12 protein-coding genes are annotated in these 15,691 nt (G+C 56.1%); 4 read left to right on the forward strand and 8 right to left on the reverse strand.

Going from position 1 to position 15,691, the window contains the following annotated elements; genetic code table 11:
• The first annotated feature begins 54 nt into the window (after window positions 1-54).
• Both BW956_RS01495 and BW956_RS01500 read left to right on the forward strand, forming a co-directional pair.
• Window positions 55-657 (forward strand): OmpA family protein, encoded by a 603-nt coding sequence (locus BW956_RS01495; protein WP_010321835.1) that lies wholly within the window; start codon window positions 55-57, stop codon window positions 655-657.
• 93 nt (window positions 658-750) lie between these two features.
• Window positions 751-1,182: a DsrE family protein gene (locus tag BW956_RS01500; RefSeq protein ID WP_076460255.1), complete on the forward strand. Its 432-nt coding sequence runs from the start codon at window positions 751-753 to the stop codon at window positions 1,180-1,182.
• Between the two features lie 72 nt (window positions 1,183-1,254).
• On the opposite strand, the gene purL is transcribed toward BW956_RS01500, so the two are convergent.
• Complete coding sequence (gene purL / locus BW956_RS01505) at window positions 1,255-5,157, reverse strand: phosphoribosylformylglycinamidine synthase (RefSeq protein WP_076460257.1); 3,903 nt, start codon at window positions 5,155-5,157, stop codon at window positions 1,255-1,257.
• 108 nt (window positions 5,158-5,265) lie between these two features.
• Between purL and mltF the strand changes: the two genes are divergently transcribed.
• Entirely contained in the window at window positions 5,266-6,768 is a 1,503-nt protein-coding gene (gene mltF, locus BW956_RS01510; protein WP_076460259.1) for a membrane-bound lytic murein transglycosylase MltF, read from the forward strand.
• On the opposite strand, the gene tadA is transcribed toward mltF, so the two are convergent.
• The 7 genes from tadA to guaB all read right to left on the reverse strand — a co-directional run bounded on the left by tadA (window position 6,765) and on the right by guaB (window position 14,193).
• A complete protein-coding gene (tadA, locus tag BW956_RS01515) occupies window positions 6,765-7,265 on the reverse strand; it encodes a tRNA adenosine(34) deaminase TadA (protein WP_076460261.1) in 501 nt (166 codons plus the stop codon). The genes mltF and tadA overlap by 4 nt on opposite strands.
• A 166-nt stretch (window positions 7,266-7,431) precedes the next feature.
• Window positions 7,432-8,475: an NADP-dependent oxidoreductase gene (locus tag BW956_RS01520; protein WP_076461265.1), complete on the reverse strand. Its 1,044-nt coding sequence runs from the start codon at window positions 8,473-8,475 to the stop codon at window positions 7,432-7,434.
• Window positions 8,476-8,585: 110 nt separating this feature from the next.
• On the reverse strand, window positions 8,586-9,161 hold the full coding sequence (locus BW956_RS01525; RefSeq protein WP_076461267.1) for a TetR/AcrR family transcriptional regulator: 576 nt from the start codon (window positions 9,159-9,161) through the stop codon (window positions 8,586-8,588).
• A gap of 52 nt (window positions 9,162-9,213) precedes the next feature.
• The gene (locus BW956_RS01530; protein ID WP_076460263.1) at window positions 9,214-10,296 is read right to left on the reverse strand and encodes a DUF3137 domain-containing protein; all 1,083 of its coding nucleotides are present in this window, start codon (window positions 10,294-10,296) and stop codon (window positions 9,214-9,216) included.
• Complete coding sequence (locus tag BW956_RS01535) at window positions 10,293-10,865, reverse strand: LemA family protein (protein WP_076460265.1); 573 nt, start codon at window positions 10,863-10,865, stop codon at window positions 10,293-10,295. The genes BW956_RS01530 and BW956_RS01535 overlap by 4 nt, the downstream gene beginning before the upstream one ends.
• A 183-nt stretch (window positions 10,866-11,048) precedes the next feature.
• Window positions 11,049-12,629, reverse strand: a complete 1,581-nt coding sequence (guaA, locus tag BW956_RS01540; RefSeq protein WP_010321844.1) for a glutamine-hydrolyzing GMP synthase — start codon at window positions 12,627-12,629, stop codon at window positions 11,049-11,051.
• Between the two features lie 94 nt (window positions 12,630-12,723).
• Complete coding sequence (gene guaB / locus BW956_RS01545; RefSeq protein ID WP_076460267.1) at window positions 12,724-14,193, reverse strand: IMP dehydrogenase; 1,470 nt, start codon at window positions 14,191-14,193, stop codon at window positions 12,724-12,726.
• Between the two features lie 133 nt (window positions 14,194-14,326).
• Between guaB and xseA the strand changes: the two genes are divergently transcribed.
• Window positions 14,327-15,661, forward strand: a complete 1,335-nt coding sequence (xseA, locus tag BW956_RS01550) for an exodeoxyribonuclease VII large subunit (RefSeq protein ID WP_217695090.1) — start codon at window positions 14,327-14,329, stop codon at window positions 15,659-15,661.
• Window positions 15,662-15,691 lie beyond the last annotated feature (30 nt).

A 15,691-nucleotide genomic window follows, 5' to 3' on the forward strand; every position in this document is an offset into this window, starting at 1 on the left:
ATGTACTAATATTGTTCGTAGATCTGAACATCCACCTGGCACAAGGATATGACGATGAAAAAGATTGCAATGGCTGCTGGATTGGCAATGGCTCTGGGTGCATCTGCTGCTCAGGCAGGAGTTCCGGGTTACGCCGTAAACTCCAGCGACACTATTTGGCGCACCAGCTTCGGTGAATGCTGGCACACCAGCTCCTGGACTCAGGAAAAAGCAGTTGTTGGCTGTGACGGCGTGGTTGCTATGAATGAAGAGCCCGCTGCTCCGGCACCGGCTCCCGCTCCTGCACCGGCTACAATGGCTGACGTAGAGAAGAAATTTGCGCTCTACTTCGATTTCGACAGCACCGAAGTTGGTGACGTGAGCAACGTTGTTAACTACATCGGTTCTCTGGCTAGCCTGAACAGCGTTAAGCTGGTCGGTTACGCTGACTTTATCGGTTCTGCCGCATACAACGAGAAGCTGTCTGAGCGCCGCGCAAGCGCCGTTGCCGCCAAGCTGGAACAGGCTGGCGTTGACGCAAGCAAGATGTCTATCGGCTTCATGGGTGAGTCCGCTCCGGTTGCAAACTGCACCGGTCGTGGCGCCGAGCTGATCGCATGCCTGCGTCCGGACCGTCGTGTAGACGTGGAAATCATGGGTAAGAAGCGCATGCAGTAATCTGCATTAGCGCTTCCCCTAAAAGCCGGCCCTGTGCCGGCTTTTTTTATGGATATGTGTCACGCAGCACCCAGTTAACACAGGAGTCTCACTATGCTTAAGCCACTCTTTATGGTGTGGGCACTCTTTATATTCGCCCTTCCCACATACGCCGATACTGAATATCCGGCACAAAAGGTTGTGTACCACATAAACTATGGCGACACCTCTCGGGTATCAGCCACCTTTACCAATATCAGCAACCATATTCAGGCCGTGGGCGAAGACAATATCGACCTGCGAGCCGTTATTCACGGCCAGGCAATTGAGTATTTCATGGACGCCAAAGCTGATAGCGACAAGCAGATTGCGCTGGATACACTGCGCCTAAGTGGCGTGCGCTTTATTATTTGCGGCAATACACTGGACGGCTATAACATCAGTCGCAGCGACCTGTACGATGTTGAGGCGAGTGATGTGGTTCAGGCAGGATTGCCTGAAATCGTTCGCCTGCAGCAGCAAGGATTCAGTTACGTCAGACCTTAAGCCCCCACTAAATCGCAGACACAAAAAACGGCAGCCGAGGCTGCCGTTTTTTATTTTGTCGGGAGAGACTGATCAGCCTACCCAAACACGTGCATTACGGAACATACGCATCCAGGCACCATCTTCGGCCCACTCATCCGGCGCCCAGGAGTTCTGGACGGCACGGAACACGCGTTCCGGGTGCGGCATCATGATAGTGACACGACCATCCGGCGTCGTCAGACCGGTGATACCCAGCGGCGAACCGTTCGGGTTGGCCGGGTACACAGTAGTCGCATCGCCCCGGTTATCCACATAACGCAGAGACACATTGCCAGACTCATTCAGCATACGCAGCTGCGCATCGTCTTCAAACTCGGCACGGCCTTCACCGTGAGCAACGGCGATCGGCATGCGAGAACCCGCCATGCCCTGCAGGAAGATGGACGGGCTGTCTTCAACCTCCACCATGGCAACACGCGCTTCAAACTGCTCGGACTGGTTGCGCACGAAGTGCGGCCAGAGATCCGCGCCCGGAATCAGCTCGTGCAGATTGGACAGCATCTGACAGCCGTTACATACGCCCAGCGCGAAGGTGTCTTCACGCTCGAAGAAGGCAGAGAACTGTTCACGCGCCACCGTGTTGAACAGGATCGACTTGGCCCAACCCTCACCGGCGCCCAGGACGTCACCGTAGGAGAAACCGCCACAGGCGACCAGACCACGGAACTGATCCAGAGTGATGCGACCGGACAGGATGTCACTCATGTGCACATCGATCGCGTCAAAGCCGGCACGGTCAAATGCCGCTGCCATTTCAACCTGGCCGTTGACCCCCTGTTCACGCAGAATCGCCACTTTCGGACGCACGCCGGAGGCAATCAGTTCGGCCGCCACATCGTCGTTCTGGTCGAAGCTCAGGCTGGCACTCAAGCCCGGATCTTCACGATCCAGCAGACGATCAAACTCCTGCTGCGCGCACTCGGAGTTATCACGCAGTGCCTGAATGCGGTATGAGGTTTCGGCCCACCAGCGCTGCAACTGGATCAGATCGGCGCTGTACACTTCTTCATCATCGTAGAAGGCATTCAGCTGCAGATCCGGATTCAGGGTACCGACCACCTTGGCCACGTCAGCCAGGCCCGCTGCGTTCAGCTCGTTAAGAACGGTTTCCATGTCATCACGACGGATCTGAATCACCGCGCCCAGCTCTTCGTTGAACAGCGCAGCCGCCAGCTCGGAGCTATCTTCAGCCAGCAGATCCAGGTTCAGATCAACACCGGTACGACCAGCAAAGCCCATCTCGGCGATAGTCGCCAGCAGGCCGCCATCAGCACGGTCATGGTAAGCCAGGATCAGACCCTGCTCGTTCAGCTCCTGCACGGCAGCGAAGAAGTTGGCCAGCAGTTCAGCGTTGTCCACATCCGGTACATTCTGGCCCACTTCGTTGTATACCTGCGCCAGCGCAGACAGACCCATACGGTTCTGGCCGTTACCCAGGTCCAGCAGGATCAGGTCAGTTTCGCCCTTGTCGGTACGCAACTGCGGGGTCAGTGTCTTGCGCGCATCCAATACCGGCGCAAAGCCGGAGATAATCAGCGACATCGGCGCGGTGACGCTCTTCTGCTCGCCGTTGTCATCCCAAACAGTACGCATGGACATTGAATCCTTGCCCACCGGAATGGTGATACCCAGCTCAGGACACAGCTCCATACCCACCGCCTTGACGGTGTCGTACAGTTTTTCATCTTCACCGGCGTGGCCAGCAGCACACATCCAGTTGGCAGACAGCTTGATATCAGACAATTCGCCAATACGCGCCGCCGCCAGGTTGGTGATGGTTTCACCGATCGCCATGCGGCCAGAGGCCGGGGAATCGATCAGTGCCAGCGGGGTACGCTCGCCCATCGCCATCGCCTCACCGGCATGGGTGTCGAAAGAAGCAGTAGTGACGGCGCAGTCGGCGACCGGTACCTGCCAGGGGCCAACCATCTGGTCACGGGCGACCTGACCAGTAATAGAGCGGTCACCGATGGTGATCAGGAAAGACTTGGAGGCAACCGCCGGCAGCTTGAGTACACGCTCGGCCGCATCCGCCAGTTCGATTTCAGCAGTATCAAATTCAGGTACTTCGTAAGCCTTACGCTCGACGGTACGGTGCATTTTCGGCGGCTTGCCGAACAGCACGCTCATCGGCAGGTCAACCGGCTTGTTTTCGAAGTGGGTATCACCCAACGTCAGATGATGCTCTTCGGTGGCTTCACCGACGACTGCGAACGGGCAACGCTCACGCTCACAGATCGCTTCGAAGCGAGCCAGATCTTCCGGCTTCACCGCCATCACGTAACGCTCCTGGGCTTCGTTACACCAGATTTCCAGCGGCGACATGCCCGGCTCGTCGTTGTTAACGTTGCGCAGCTCGAAGTTGCCACCACGGCCACCGTCTTTCACCAGTTCGGGGAAAGCGTTGGACAGACCACCGGCACCCACATCGTGGATGAACGCAATCGGGTTGTCGTCACCCAGCTGCCAGCAGCGGTCGATCACTTCCTGACAGCGACGCTCGATTTCCGGGTTACCACGCTGAACGGAAGCAAAATCCAGATCGGCAGAAGAGCTGCCGGAAGACATGGAAGAGGCAGCGCCACCACCAAGGCCGATCAGCATCGCCGGGCCGCCCAGACAGATCAGTTTGGCACCAACGGTAATTTCGCCCTTCTCGACATGGTCTTCACGGATGTTGCCCAGACCGCCGGCAATCATGATCGGCTTGTGGTAGCCGCGTACTTCATCACCGTTGGCACCCGGTACCTTCTGCTCGAAGGTACGGAAGTAACCGGTCAGGTTGGGACGACCGAATTCGTTGTTGAACGCAGCACCACCGATCGGACCTTCGATCATGATATCCAGCGCTGACGCGATGCGCTCCGGCTTGCCGTAACCGGATTCCCAGGGCTGCTCGAAGCTCGGGATATTGAGGTCAGATACAGTGAAGCCCGTCAGGCCCGCCTTCGGCTTGGAGCCGCGACCGGTGGCACCCTCGTCACGGATTTCGCCGCCGGAACCAGTGGCCGCACCGGAGAACGGCGCAATCGCAGTCGGGTGGTTGTGGGTTTCCACTTTCATCAAAATGTGGATCGCCTGCTGGTTGTAACCGTATTGGCCGGTCGCTGCATCCGGGTAGAAACGGCCTGCTTCGCTGCCCACGATAACGGATGCGTTATCCTTGTAGGCAGACAGAACGTTTTCACCGCCCTGGTTGTAGGTATTGCGGATCATGGCGAACAGGGAATGCTCCTGACGCACACCATCGATGTCCCAGCTGGCGTTGAAGATCTTGTGACGGCAGTGCTCGGAGTTCGCCTGCGCAAACATCATCAGCTCAACGTCATTGGGGTTACGCCCCAGGCCTTTGAAACTTTCGACCAGATAATCGATCTCATCATCTGCCAACGCCAAGCCCAGATCGCTATTGGCCTTAACCAGCGCTTCACGGCCACCGTCGAGAATATCGACCTGCGTCATCGGGCGCGGCTGTTCATGGCGGAACAACGCCTGCGCCTGATCCAGGTCAGCCATGACAGCTTCAACCATGCGATCATGCAACTGCGCAGCAACCTGTTCGGCTTCAGCATCGGTCAATGCCTGCTCGCTGCTAACGTAGTACGCCAGACCGCGCTCCAGGCGATCAACGGCATCCAGACCGCAGTTGTGCGCGATGTCAGTTGCCTTGCTGGACCAGGGTGAAATAGTTCCGGGGCGCGGTACGATCAAGAACAGGCGACCGGCCGGCTCCTCAACGCTGGCCTTGGGGCCGTATCGCAGGATACGATCCAGAACCTGAGACTCCTGGTCTTCCAGATCACGTTTCAGATCTGCAAAATGGACGAATTCTGCGTATAGTCCATTGACAGTCGGGACTTGTGACTGGACCTGGGACAGCAGTTTTGCATGACGAAAAGACGAAAGAGCGGGAGCTCCACGCAGTACGAGCATGTTGATATCGAGCCTCTTGGTTCTACCTGAGAGTCAGGCGTTGGGAGAGCAGTAATTAAATGACAATTTTACCCGATCAGGCCACCGAGATACAGAACAGACCTGCCGATGTTTAAGCTGCGTAACGCCCCCCACCTTCGCGAACTCATCTATCTGGCCGCTCTGGTCAGCATCATGTTTGCGTTGTCCATGATCGGCCTGAACACTCCTTCGCAGCTGGAAGCCATTCAGCAGAAGGGGGTTATCCGCGTTGTTACGACCAACTCCCCACTCACCTATTTCACCCGCAAGGGAGAGCCTGCCGGCTTTGAGTACGAACTGACTAAAGCCTTTGCCGAACACCTGGGCGTGGAGCTGGAGCTGACCGTAAGCGACCGTTTTGCAGACATTTTCGGCGTGCTGCAGGAACGCAATGCCCACCTGGCGGCCGCCGGCCTGACCGCAACCGAGCAAAGGCGTAAACGCTTCGATTTTTCACCGCCCTACCGCAGCAGCGCCCCCGTCCTTGTTTACCGGGTACGGCGAGGCAACCCGGCGCCGCGCGATGTGGAGGACCTTTACGGTCGGTCCATCAAGGTGCTGCAAGGCTCCAGCTACATTAACGTGCTGGAGAATCTGAAGACCGAGTACCCGGAGCTGAAGTGGACCGTCAGCGAAGATGACCAGGTCATCGATCTGCTCGACCAGGTGCATGAAGGCAGCCTGGACTACACCGTGCTCGACTCCAGCGTATTCGATAACCACAAATCCTTTTATCCCGGCCTCAAGGCAGCCTTTGATTTGCAACCTCCTCAGCCGATCGCCTGGATGCTGAACCAGCATCATGATGGCTCGCTGAAAGCAGCACTCACCCAGTGGTTCAAAATGGAAAGCACACAAAGGCGCATCAAGCTGCTGGAAGAGCGCTATTTTTCACGCACCAACCCACTCAATTTCTTTGATACCGTTTCATTCCGCGAAGACTTGCACGAGCGTTTTTTGCCTCTTTACCCCTGGTTCCGTCAGGCGGAAGAGGAAACCGGGATCAACTGGCTATTACTGGCCGCCATTGCCTATCAGGAATCTCACTGGGATGCGGACGCTGTTTCCCCCACTGGGGTACGCGGCATCATGATGCTGACCAATGCCGCCGCTTCAGAAGTGGGCGTAGATGATCGAACCGACCCCAAACAAAGCATCCTTGGCGGTGCCCGCTACCTGGTCAATGTGAAGAAAAAAATCCCCGACCGTATTCTGGAGCCGGATCACACCTGGTTTGCGCTTGCCGGCTACAACATCGGCTTTGGCCATCTTGAAGACGCACGCATTCTTACGCAAAAAGGGGGTAAAGATCCCGACAACTGGAAGCATGTCCGTGAGTATCTACCCAAGCTTAGCGACCCCAAGTTTTACCCACAGACACGCTATGGCTTCGCCCGTGGCCACGAGCCCGTGACCTACGTCAGCAATATCCGCAAATATATGGAGCTGATGCGCTGGGAAGTGGAAACGGCAACCAGCGGTGAGTTCACCCTGGACACAGACCCTGAAGAACCGGCCGGCGACCTGCCCGCACCTGCAGTCCAGGAAAAACCCAGACTGCCGCTGTCAAACCTGCCCTCTCAACTCTAGGGTTGAGCGGATGCTGCCCTGGCACGACGCTTCTGTTCACGCCGCTCACGGAAAAACGCGCTGATGCGCTCACTGCACTGCTCAGCCAACACACCACCCGTATATTCCGGCCAGTGATTGAGCCAGGGCTGGTCAAAGATATGGGCATTACTGATAACCGCGCCGGCTTTAGGTTCGGTTGCGCCAAACACGACACGGGCTATACGTGCATGGACAATAGCACCGGCGCACATGGTGCAGGGCTCAATGGTGACATACAGCTCAGCTCCCGGCAGACGATAATTTTCGACTCGAGCCGCCGCCTCACGCAGCGCCATGATTTCAGCATGTGCACAGGGATCATGACCGCTAATGGGGCGGTTCCAGCCCTCACCGATTACCTCGCCATCAAGCACCACAACAGCCCCCACAGGCACCTCACCCGCATCGGCAGCATGCTCCGCCAGCGCCAGGGCTTGCTGCATGAAGCATTCATCAATCTGTGTCTGTTCGGTCATATCCACATACTTTTGCCTGCCTCAGGCAAGCCTACTCATTCCGGTATTCAGGTCGGGAATCATAAGCCCTGAGCACGGCTGTGAAAAGCGCACGCCAAATAGACACTAAAAAGGCCATGCATACACATGCACAGCCTTTACTGGAAAAACACTCAGCTTTTGGGGTTTATGCCAGCTCGTCCGGCCCGACTCTTACCACCAGCTTGCCAAAGTTTTTACCATCCAGCAGATCTCGCAATCCTTCCGGTGCCTGCTCCAACCCATCGATGACCTGCTCAAGATACTGAACTTTGCCAGCACTCACCCACTCAGCCATCGCAGCCGCAAATTCGGGATAACGGTCGTCATAATCATCAAAGATAATGAAGCCACGAACAGTGAGACACTTGATCAAAATTGTGGTCATCAACAGCGCCATGCGGTCTTGCCCCAGCGGCAGCTCCTGATCGTTATAGTGGGCGACCAGCCCGCATAGCGGTATGCGCGCAGCGGTATTCAGTAGCGGCAATACTGCATCAAACACCTTTCCGCCGACATTTTCATAATAGATATCAATGCCCTGCGGACAGGCCGCTGCCAGCTGAGCAGCAAAATCATCGGCACGGTGGTCAAGCGCCACATCAACACCAAGACTTTCCAGATGTTGACGCTTTTGCTCACCACCAGCGATGGCAACAACCCGACACCCCTGGATTTTACCGATTTGCGCTACTGTAGCCCCTACCGGACCGGTTGCCGCTGCGACCACAAGGGTTTCGCCCGCCTTGGGCTTGCCAATATCCATCAACCCCATATAAGCCGTGAACCCTGGCATACCCAGTACGCCCAACGCGTAGGAGACAGGCGCAAGCTCAGGGTCCAGCTTGAACAGCATGGAGCCATCGGATACCCCGTAATCCTGCCAGCCCACTGTATAGCTAAGCACCCAATCACCAGCCTGATAGTCCGGGTGCTTGGACTCAACCACGCGATTGACGGTGCCGCCCACCATAACCTCCCCCAGACCAACAGGCTCCGCATAGGACTCGGCATCGCTCATGCGCCCCCTCATGTAGGGGTCAAGACTCAGATACACGGTCCGCAACAAAAGCTGACCATCCTTGATAGCAGGGATATCCGAGGTTTTAAGCTCAAAGTTATCCTTGCCTGGCGCCCCGGACGGGCGATTGGCAAGAATCATCTGGCGATTTGCAATTGCGTTTTGTGACATAACAACCTCATTCATTACAGCTGAAACGATCTGACTCCTGGCTTTGCCAGAAAAGAATAGACCGGTCGTCTAGTAAGTTGATAAATAAAAAGCCGCACCCTCCCCCTCTTTTAAGAGGCGGGAGAATCCAGCAAGTGACGGGTCAGCTGCATGGTTGCCTCCATACCCGCCTGATCACGATTGAGCTTTCGCAACAAGCCGGCCCCAAGCCAAAGCTGATACAGGTTTACGGCCAGCAACTGACTATCCTTTGCCGGCAAGGATCCATCGGCAATCGCCGCATCGATCGCGCGCGCCAGCCGTTTCACCACCCTGTCGGTCCCCGCTTCCAGCGTCATCCGCATGGCATCAGAGAGGTCCGCAACTTCGGCCCCCAGCTTGATGACCAGGCAGTCTCCGTAGCGCTCTTGCCAGCGGGAAAAATACTCCAGCAACAGCTCGCGACCTGACGCCCCCCGAACACCAAAAATTGCATCCATCTCTGCCAGGTACTGACTGAAATAGGATGCCAGCAGTGCTTCACCAAACTGCTCTTTGGACTGGAAGTAATGGTAAAAAGAGCCCTTGGGCACTCCTGCTTCTTTCAGCAACGTGCTCAACCCAACCGAACCAAAGCCCTGGCATGACAGCATCTGTCGGCCAGTTTCCAGCAAATGCTCTTTGGTGTTTTCGTGTCGGGTACTCATGCTGGGCATTTTATAGACAATTAGACCGGTCGTCTAGCTCTTTTGCTACTACTTACCTGTCTGCAGTGCCTGTATCCGCAACAGCTTCCGAGAACTGCTGCCCTGCCAGGTTTCGGGCCGCCAGCCAATCCAGCTTCAGCTGGTGAATAATCCCGGTGATCATGGCCAATTCCTGTTCCAGCAACGGCATCCGGTCCAGGTCGAACGCTGACACATCAATATCCGCAACCTCCATGAGATCTCCGAAATACGACAGCATGAACAGTGCCTTGTCACCCCGAAATTCGCAGGTAATACCAGAGCCCTGGGCACGCGCCCGAAACAACTCGTCCAGAGCGATAATGCGCTCCATCATCGCAGGCGTCAGCAGGTAACGAGCATATTGCTGATCAGAACCATACACTTCAAAACGCTTCTCAAACTCCGGGTTTTCCAGCGCAACCCTGTCCCGCCTAAGTGGTGCAGCCAGTACATTTCCCACCTTGCCGTAATCGGTTCTAACCACCGTATAACCACTGAACGAGAACGGCATGGTCAGCAGCAAAGCGCCACCATCGTGAGCCGTGGTGCTGGAGTTACCGCTGCTGCGCTTGAGCTCCAGCTCACAAAACTCAAACGCTACGCCATCAACAACGCCACGGATACAATCTTCGCTGGTTTTGCTGGAGTAGGATGGCAGTATCTCGAATGACTCCACCGCCTTCAGGTCAATACAGCCACTCTCGTCATATTCGTAATCACCGAAGGCCTGCAGTAACACCGGCAGCAATTTTTCTTTATATCGGCGCATATATTGAACATGTGGCCAAAACACCCAAACCCCACACCCAATAAGCGCAAACAGGGTTAGTAGTGACAAGTCACCGGAGACAAGGGTGGCAATATCCAGTATCAGTGCCGGCACCCAAAGCAGCCAACCCAGACGAAAAAACCAGGTCTTGCGCCAGTTTTTGCTGGCCAGTTTTTCCAGACGATATTGCTCCAGCGGCTCCAGCAACGGCAAAACATCACGCTCAATGATCTGCTTGAACTCGTCCGATAAAGGACTGCTCGCTTCAGGCTTGCGATATGCAGATCCATCGACCAGCTGCTTGACCGCTTCTTTTGCCTGAAAAAAGGTTCTGATAAAACTCATGACTTCAGAAAGTCATCAGCATTTACAGGCGCCCGATCCACTTCCGCAATCTCAAAGAAAGGCAGAGGTTTTGCTCCCATCGCCGCAGCAATCAACGTACCGGGAAAAATCTGGATCGCATCCTTAAAGCGCCTTGCCGCAGCATTGTAGCTACGCCGTGCCGCTGCAATATGCTCCTCTACATCAGCATACACACGCTGGGCCTCAATCATGTTGTCCTGAGACTTCAGCTCCGGGTAGTTTTCCACTGCCACCATCAGACCGGAAAGCTTGCTTTCCAAAACCGCTTCCAGCTCGAAGCGCTTTTCAGCATCCGCACGCTCAGGCGATTCGGCAGCCTTAAGCACCTCGGTGCGCAGGCGGGTAATTTCGGTCAACAGTGTCTGCTCATGCTCCATAAAGCGTGAGGCAATTTTCAGAATATTGGGAATAAGATGCGTCCGCTTTTTCAGCTGAACGTCGATGCCGGAGAAGGCTTCTTCAGCCGCGTTGCGACGAGAAACAATGGTGGCGTACCAGAAATAAAACAGCAGCAGAACAGCGACAACCGCCGCAATCATCCAGCTCATAACAACGTCCTTGTATAGACAGGTGGGGGTTACAAGCCTAGAGCCCGCACCAAAATGGGTCAAGCTTTTACAACAGCACCTCAGTCCGCTTGAATTGCTGCCGTACAAACACAAAAAAAGCCCATGAAATCATGGGCTTTTTCAGTTCACTCGAGATTGAAAGCAGAAGCCTTCAAGACGCGATTATTCCCACTCAATCGTAGCCGGCGGCTTGCTGGATACGTCGTAGGTGACGCGGGACACCTTGTCTACCTCGTTGATGATACGACCGGAAACAGTCTCCAGCAGCTCATACGGCAGGTGCGCCCAGCGCGCGGTCATGAAGTCGATCGTTTCAACGGCACGCAATGCAATGACGTACTCGTAGCGACGACCATCGCCCACAACACCGACAGATTTAACCGGCAGGAACACCGCAAATGCCTGGCTGGTTTTGTGGTACCAGTCTGCCTTGTGCAGCTCTTCAATGAAGATGGCATCGGCTTCACGCAGAATCTCTGCATATTCCTTCTTCACTTCACCCAGAATACGCACGCCCAGACCCGGTCCCGGGAACGGGTGACGGTAGACCATATCGTACGGCAGACCCAGCTCCAGGCCGATCTTGCGTACTTCGTCCTTGAACAGCTCACGCAGCGGCTCAACCAGGTCGAACTTCATGTCTTCCGGCAGACCACCCACGTTGTGGTGTGACTTGATCACATGCGCCTTGCCAGTCTTGGAGGCAGCCGACTCGATCACGTCCGGGTAGATAGTGCCCTGCGCCAGGAAACGACAGTCTTTCAGCTTTTCGGACTCATCATCGAACACTTCGATGAAGGTGTTGCCGATAATCTTGCGCTTGGCTTCCGGATCCGCTTCGCCTTTCAGACGACCCAGGAACTGGTCTTCGGCGTTGGCACGGATAACGTTTACACCCATGTTGCGGGCAAACATATCCATTACCTGCTCGCCCTCACCCTTACGCAGCAGACCGTTATCAACAAAGACACAGGTCAGCTTGTCGCCGATCGCCTTGTGCAGCAGCGCCGCAACAACGGATGAATCGACACCACCGGACAGACCCAGCAGTACCTTCTCATCACCCACCTGCTGCTGAACCTTTTCAACCAGATCCTGGATGATGTTGGCAGCCGTCCACAGCGCTTCGGTATCGCAGATTTCACGAATGAAACGCTCCAGAATACGCAGGCCCTGTTTGGTGTGCGTCACTTCCGGGTGGAACTGAACACCGTAAAGGTTGCGCTTGGGATCGCACATGGCCGCAATTGGTGCAGAGTCGGTAGACGCGATGGCGTGGAAGCCTTCCGGCATCTCGGTAACCTTGTCACCGTGGCTCATCCATACATCCAGCGACAGAGAACCGTTGTTGGCGATATGATCTTCGATACCTTCCAGCAAACGGCTCGGGCTATCGGCCAGACGTACACGGGCATAACCGAATTCGCGTTTGTCAGAACCGGCAACCTTGCCGCCCAGCTGCTCGGCCATGGTCTGCATGCCGTAGCAGATACCCAGTACCGGCAACCCCATATTGAAGACACACTCGGGCGCACGAGGCGAATCCAGTTCGGTAACGGACTCGGGACCGCCCGCCAGAATGATGCCCTTGGGGGCAAATTCACGAATCGCCGCTTCATCCATGTCGAAGGCATGAATCTCACAGTACACACCGATTTCACGTACACGACGTGCGATCAGCTGGGTGTACTGGGACCCGAAGTCCAGAATAAGGATGCGTTGCGCGTGAATGTCTTTGCTCATACTCAGTGACTCCACCGAAAGCTGGCCGCTATGCGGCGCAAACAAAAAGTGGGGCAGCCGTTGCGCCCCACTTTCAGGTTAGTGTTGTAAAAAATCAGCCCACACGATAGTTGGGGGCTTCCTTGGTAATGCTGACATCGTGCACATGGCTCTCGGTGATGCCGGCATTGGTAATGCGAACGAATTTGGGCTTGTTGCGCATCTCTTCAACGGTTGCACAACCGGTATAACCCATGGAGGCACGCAGGCCACCCATCAGCTGATGTACCACACCGCCCATCGGGCCCTTGCAGGGCACGCGACCTTCGATACCTTCCGGCACCAGCTTCTCGGCACCGTCTTTGGCATCCTGGAAGTAGCGGTCAGAAGAACCGGTCAGGCCAGACATCGCACCCAGTGAGCCCATGCCACGGTAGGATTTGAAGGCACGACCCTGGAACAGCTCAACTTCACCCGGCGCTTCGTCAGTACCGGCCAGCATGGAACCAACCATTACCGCAGATGCACCTGCTGCCACCGCTTTAGCAAAGTCACCGGAGAAGCGGATACCACCATCGGCAATCAACGGTACGCCATGTTCACGCAGTGCTGCAGCAACGTTGGCCACTGCGGATACCTGAGGCACACCTACGCCGGCAACGATTCGAGTCGTACAGATGGAGCCCGGGCCGATACCGACCTTAACACCATCAGCGCCCGCTTCAGCCAGCGCGACAGCGGCTTCAGCCGTAGCGATGTTACCGCCTACAACCTGCACCTGCGGGAAGTTTTCCTTCACCCAGCGAACACGGTCAACCACACCCTTGGAGTGGCCGTGTGCGGTATCCACCACAATCATGTCAACGCCGGCAGCCGCCAGTGCAGCCACTCGATCCGGTGTTTCCGGACCAGTACCAACAGCAGCGCCTACAATCAGACGACCCTGGCTGTCTTTGGCAGCGTTGGGGAAGGCCTGCGCCTTGTTCATGTCTTTTACAGTCATCATGCCGCGCAGGGCGAAAGCATCATCGACCAACAAAATCTTCTCGATGCGATGCTTACGCAGCAGCTCACGGATCACCTCGGGGTCTTCCCCCTCTTTGGCGGTCACCAGCTTGCTCTTGGGCGTCATGATAGTTGAAGCCGTTGCTTCCAGATCGTTCTCGAAACGGACATCACGGCTGGTCACGATACCGACCAGCTCACCGTTATCGACAACCGGGAAACCGGAGAAGCTGAGCTTGCGAGAAAGCTCAATGATTTCCCGTACAGTGGTATCAGAACTGCAGGTGACAGGATCGGTCACTACACCGGATTCGAACTTTTTGACGCGACGCACTTCGTCGGCCTGCTGTTCGATGGTGAGGTTCTTGTGGATGATACCCATGCCACCTTCCTGCGCCATGGCAATTGCCAGGCGGGATTCGGTAACAGTATCCATGGCCGCCGAGACCAGCGGAATATTCAGTTCAATACCCTTGGTCAGGCGGGTCTTCAGTGAAACGTCCTTCGGGAGTACTTCGGAGTATCCCGGAACCAGCAAAACATCATCAAAGGTGAGCGCTTCTTCAACGATTCGCAACATACTGAACCAGCCCGTATTTCTGTGAAAAATTAAACAGGAAATTATGCATGAAAAAGAGCTTTCCTGCAATCCAAATAACGATACCCGTGCGGCTCGTGCCCGGCTGGTTTATGATGCACGCATGAACCCATCCATGCCGAATCGAAACCGTAACGCGCTCAGCGTGAGCCAGCTTAACCGAGAGGTCAAGGCGCTGCTGGAGAACTCCTTCATGACCGTTCAGGTCGAGGGTGAAATCAGCAACCTGGCACGCCCCTCATCCGGACACTGGTATTTTACTCTCAAGGATGAGCGCGCCCAGGTGCGCTGCGCCATGTTCAAGGGTCGCAACCTCAGGGTTGGCTTCAGGCCCAAGGAAGGCGATCAGGTCTGCGTGCTGGCCAAAGTCAGCCTGTATGAAGGCCGTGGTGACTTCCAGTTGATTTGCGAGCAGATGCGCGAAAGCGGTACCGGCCGCCTGCAGGCCGCTTTCGAGCAGCTGAAGCAACGTCTGTCTGCTGAAGGCCTGTTTGACCAGGCGCGTAAACGCAGCATCCCGCCCCAGGTACAACACCTGGGTGTGATCACCTCGCCATCGGGCGCCGCTATTCACGATATCCTGCAGGTACTTCAACGCCGCTGCCCATCGCTGCCCGTCGCGCTCTATCCGACCGCTGTTCAGGGTGCTGAGGCCGCGGCTCAGATTGTACAAGCCATTGAACTGGCCAACCGGGATCAGCGCTGCGACGTGCTGATTGTAGGCCGTGGCGGTGGCTCCCTGGAGGACCTCTGGCCTTTTAATGAAGAAACAGTGGCCCGCGCCATTGTCGCCTCCCGCATCCCTGTCGTTTCAGCCGTTGGGCACGAAGTCGATATTTCCATCAGTGACCTGGTCGCCGACCTGCGTGCACCCACCCCTTCGGCGGCGGCAGAACTGATCAGTCCTGACCGAAGTATCCAGCTGCGCCAATTGGAAGTACTGTCAAAGCGGATGCACCGACAGATCCTGCGCCAGCTGAACCAGCAGCGCATGCAGCTGCAACACCTGCGCCAGCGTCTGCGCCACCCCGGTGAACGCCTGCGCGAGCAGTCCCAGCGGCTCGACCAGCTGGAATTGCGATTGCAACGAGCTCTGCAGCAGAAACTGCGCATGCAGGGGCAACGGTTGGAGCAACTGGAACATCGTTTGGAGCGCAGCAGCCCTCAGCGCCTGCTGGCCCGCAAGCAGGCGTTACTGACACCGCTGCAACAACGCCTCAACACTGGCATGCAGCGCTTACTGAAATACAAGCAAGAGCAACTGTCGGCACAAATGCGCCAGTTACATGGTGTCAGCCCTCTTGCCACACTGGAACGTGGCTATGCCATCGTACAGGACTCAGAAGGTCAGGCTGTTACCAGCAGCCAGCAGCTTAAAGCGGGCGATCAGCTGGTCACACAGCTGCATCAGGGGCGCGTATTCAGTACCGTCGAACGCACGGACGACTGATCCCAAGGGCTGTCTGTGTTAGGATCCCCA

Origin of the sequence: Marinobacterium stanieri, from assembly GCF_900155945.1 — a bacterium.
In the GTDB taxonomy this organism is placed as follows: domain Bacteria; phylum Pseudomonadota; class Gammaproteobacteria; order Pseudomonadales; family Balneatricaceae; genus Marinobacterium; species Marinobacterium stanieri.